This window comes from Devosia sp., assembly GCF_034675085.1.
GTDB lineage: Bacteria > Pseudomonadota > Alphaproteobacteria > Rhizobiales > Devosiaceae > Devosia.
Genome location: NZ_JAUCDN010000264.1, coordinates 1 through 4567 on the forward strand (window position 1 = coordinate 1; position 4567 = coordinate 4567).

The window sequence follows — 4567 nt, forward strand, 5'->3', positions numbered from 1 at the left end:
CGTGGTTCTCGATCATCGACGGGGAATGGCCGGCGATGCGGGCGGAATATGAGCGTTGGCTCAGCCCGGAGAATTTCGATGGGGATGGGCGGCAGAAGACCAGGCTGGTGACGCGGTAGGGGCGCCCTAAAGCGCGTCGCGATCTTTCAGATTCGCTCCATGCGCTTTAGCCTTTTGTTTTTGCGCATGTCTTTATCCCGAAACCGGTTCCCACTTTCGGGAGACATGCTGTAAGTTTTGGTGTGGGGGCATTTAGCCCCTCTATTCGGGCTCTGGGCACCCCCTCCTAACCTCCCCCATCAAGGGGGAGGTACCGCCCGGCGGGTGCGGCGCTATCTTGCCACAGCCCATATGCGATATCTCTCCCCGCAAGGGGGGAGGGGTGCCGCGCGAGGTTACCCCTCAATAGCCGTCGGCATTGTTGCCGACGAGGATTTCGCGCTTGCCGGCGTGGTTGGCCGGGGAGATGACGCCTTCGCGTTCCATGCGCTCGATCAGGGTGGCGGCCTTGTTGTAGCCGATGCCCAGACGCCGTTGCACATAGGAGGTGGACGCCTTCTTGTCAGTGAGCACGATATGGACGGCCTTGTCGTAAAGCTCGTCGCCCGAGCCGGCATAGCTGTCGCCCCCGGCCTCGCCGCCGAATTCGCCGCCCTCCTCGTCATCCTCGATGACCGAATCGAGATAGTCGGGCGCGCCCTGGCTCTTGAGATGGGAGACCACGGCCTCGACCTCGGCGTCGGAGACGAAGGGGCCGTGCAGGCGCTTGGTGCGGCCGCCCGAGGCCATATAGAGCATGTCGCCATTGCCCAGCAGCTGTTCGGCCCCCTGCTCGCCCAGAATGGTGCGGCTGTCGATCTTGGACGTCACCATGAAGGAGATGCGGGTGGGGAAATTGGCCTTGATGGTGCCGGTGATGACGTCGACCGAGGGCCGCTGGGTGGCGGTGATGATGTGGATGCCGGCGGCGCGGGCCATCTGGGCGAGGCGCTGGATGGCGCCCTCGATATCCTTGCCGGCCACCATCATCAGATCGGCCATTTCGTCGACCACGACGACGATATAGGGCAAGGGCTCGAGATCGAATTCTTCCGACTCGAAAATGGCCTCGCCGGTTTCGCGATCAAAGCCGGTCTGCACGGTGCGGGTGATGACTTCGCCCTTGGCGCGCGATTCGGTGACGCGCTGGTTGAAGCCATCGATATTGCGCACCCCGATCTTGCTCATCTTGCGATAGCGGTCTTCCATCTCGCGCACCGCCCATTTGAGCGCCACCACCGCCTTGTGCGGATCGGTGACCACGGGGGTGAGCAGATGCGGAATGCCGTCATAGATCGAAAGCTCCAGCATCTTGGGGTCGATCATGATGAGGCGGCACTGCTCGGGCGTCATCTGGTAGAGCAGCGAGAGGATGAAGGTGTTGATGCCCACCGACTTGCCCGAGCCGGTGGTGCCGGCGATGAGCAGATGCGGCATGCGCGCCAGATCGGCGATGACCGGCTCGCCGCCAATGGTCTTGCCCAGGCAGATGGGCAGCTTGCCCTTCATCTTCTCGAAATCGGTCGAGGCCAGCATTTCGCGGAAATAGACGGTTTCGCGCGTCGAATTGGGCAATTCGATGCCGATGGCGTTGCGCCCCGGCACCACGGCGACGCGGGCGGAAATGGCGCTCATCGAGCGGGCGATGTCGTCGGCCAGGGAAATCACCCGGCTCGACTTGATGCCGGGAGCGGGCTCCAGCTCGAACAGGGTGACGACCGGGCCGGGGCGGACATTGATGATGTCGCCCTTGACGCCGAAATCGCCCAGCACCTCCTCAAGCTTGCGGGCCATGGCCTCGAGGCGCTCGGGAGCGTGCTCGGGCGAGGGACCGGCGCGGCGCGGCTCGGCCAGCAGGCTGAGCGGGGGCAATTCGAACCCGCCGGGCTCGTCGAGGAAGGAGGCCTGCGCCTCGCGCAGCACGCGCTGGCCCTGCACCGGGCGCGGCGCGGGAGCCGCGACGCGGGGCTTGGTGGGATCGACCGGATGGAAGCGCGAATCGCCGCGCTGCTGGTGGCTGGGCGCCGGCGCGACATCGGCTACCGGATAGGCGTCGTCCTCGCCCTCGTCGGGATAATCGATCTCGGTATCGTCATAGGCGGGGGCGGCATTGACGCGCGAGGCGGCAAAGGCCGGCTCGACCGGCGCATCCAGGCGCGGCTGGGCCGGGGCGAGCGAGGGCTCGCGGCGCAGGGGGGCGCCGTCCAGGCTCGGCTCGACGCCCTCGAAATCCTCGGCCTGCTGTTCGGCGGCGCGGCGGGCGGCGTGGCTCTCGCGGGCGCGGCGGAAGGCGGTGCGCAGCGAATAGGAGGTGTGGACCAGCGCGCCCAGCACGATATCGAGCACGGGATTGGAATCGGGCTCGTCGTCGGACACCGGGGCGGCGGCGCGGCCGGAGGCGGCAGCCTTGCGCGCCGGAGCGGGCGCCGTGGCGGTGCCCAGGCCCATGGCGACCCAGAAGGCAGCCAGCGCCGGAATGGCGATGATGATGGCAAAGAGCACGGCGGTGACGGCCTGGGGTGTCTCGCCGGTGACGAGGCGCGCCAGCGCCGAAAAGCCATTGCCGACCAGCCCGCCCAGCCCGGTGGGCAGGGGCCAGCTTTCGGGCATGGCGACAAAGGCCAGGACGCCGCAGACCAGCAGGCTCGCCCCGATCCAGGCGGCGGCGCGCAGGCCCATATGGCTGGGCTTGCGGCGGCGGGCAAAGGCCCAGCCCCAGAGCGCGGGCGGCACCAGCATCGCCAGCGCGCCCAGCCCGAATACCTGGAACAGGGTGTCGGCGATGGCCGCGCCGGGAAAGCCCAGCCAGTTGGCGGCGGGCTTGGCGGTGGCATAGGTAAAGCTGGGATCGTCCACCGACCAGGAGGCCATGGCCACCAGCGCCAGCGCCACCAGGCCCAGAATCACGAGGCCAGCCAGCCGCAGCGGAATGCGGATCGCCAGCGCCGGCGGGGGCGTGGGCAGGGACCGGGAGGAACCGGCCCTGGCGCGCTGGGGCACCGGACGGATTTCATCGAGCACGGGGGAGGGAGAACTGGACATGGGCGAACTCAATACTGCCCGGCAGGGACCGGGCCCATCATTGCCGCCATGCTACGGGCTGGGGGTTAACCCAAGGCTAACCATGGAGATCAGCGCGGCGGGGCCGGCAGGAAAACCTGCCGGCCCAAGCTTAATTATAGGCGCGCTCGCCATGGCTGGAGAGGTCGAGCCCATCGGTTTCGGCCTGCTCGGACACGCGGGCGCCGCCGAAGGCGAGGCGCACCACCAGCATGGCGACCAGGGCCGCCGCTCCCGACCAGAGCACGGCCACGATCACCGCCAGAAGCTGGGTGAGCAATTGTCCGCCCATTTCGTAGCCCTCGGCCCCGAGCCCGCCCAAAGCCGGCGCGGCGACGATGGCGGTGCCCAATGCGCCCACCATGCCGCCAATGCCGTGAATGCCGAAGACGTCGAGACTGTCGTCATAGCCCAGAAGCGGCTTGAGGCTGACCACGGCCCAGAAGCAGACCAGCCCGGCCACGCCGCCCAGCACCATGGCCCCGGCGGTGCCGGCGAAGCCGGCGGCGGGAGTGATGGCGACGAGCCCGGCGACCGCGCCGGAAACGAAGCCCAGAGCCGAGGCATGGCCATGGCTGAGCTTTTCGGCCAGCACCCAGGCGATGCCGGCGGCGGCGGGCGCGGTGACGGTATTGAGGAAGGCCTGGGCGGCGAGGCCGTTTGCCGCCAGGGCCGAGCCGGCATTGAAGCCGAACCAGCCGACCCAGAGCAGGCAGGCCCCCACATAGGTGAGCACCAGATTATGCGGGGCGATGGGTTCGCGCCCATAGCCCCGGCGCGGCCCGAGCACCAGGGCGGCGACCAGCGCGGCAACGCCGGAATTGATATGGACCACGGTGCCGCCGGCGAAATCGAGCGCGCCCATGGTGAAGAACAGCCCCGAGCCGGCCCAGACCATATGGGCGATGGGCAGATAGGCCAGGGTGAACCAGAGCACCAGGAAGACCATGACGGCGCCGAACTTCATGCGCTCGGCAATCCCGCCCACGATCAGCGCCGCGGTGATGCAGGCGAAGGTGAGCTGGAAGAAGATGAAGGCCAGCTCGGGAATGGAGCCCGAGACGGTATCCGGGCCGATCGCGCCGAGGAACAGGTTGGTGAAATCGCCGATAAAGGCGGAGAGCCCCGCCCCTTCCGAAAAGGCCAGCGAATAGCCATAGGCCACCCAGAGCAGGGCGATGACGGAAAAGGCCCCGAAGACCTGGGTGAGAATGGACAGCACGTTCTTGGCCCGCACCAGCCCGCCATAGAACAGCGCCACGCCCGGCAGGCTCATCATGATGACGAGAAGGCTGGAGACGAACATCCAGGCGGTGTCGCCGCTATCGATAACGGGCGGGGCCGCGTCGGCGGCCAGCTCCTGCGCGCCGACGGGCAGGCCCAGCAGCACCAGCGCGGGAAGGGCGCAGCCCAGAATGGTTGCGATTTTCATTTTCCGGTTTCTCCGATGACGCAATGTCGATCCGGG

Annotated in this window: 2 protein-coding genes and 1 pseudogene; 1 reads left to right on the plus strand and 2 read right to left on the minus strand. The window is 67.5% G+C overall.

Annotated elements, in window-relative coordinates; translation table 11 throughout:
- Window positions 1-119: pseudogene (locus tag VDP82_RS14275) on the plus strand (GNAT family N-acetyltransferase); the annotation flags it as partial.
- Between the two features lie 283 nt (window positions 120-402).
- Here the strand turns inward: VDP82_RS14275 and VDP82_RS14280 are convergent.
- The gene (locus tag VDP82_RS14280) at window positions 403-3081 is read right to left on the minus strand and encodes a DNA translocase FtsK (protein WP_323015514.1); all 2679 of its coding nucleotides are present in this window, start codon (window positions 3079-3081) and stop codon (window positions 403-405) included.
- 130 nt (window positions 3082-3211) lie between these two features.
- Entirely contained in the window at window positions 3212-4531 is a 1320-nt protein-coding gene (locus VDP82_RS14285) for an ammonium transporter (protein WP_323015515.1), read from the minus strand.
- Between the last annotated feature and the right edge of the window lie 36 nt (window positions 4532-4567).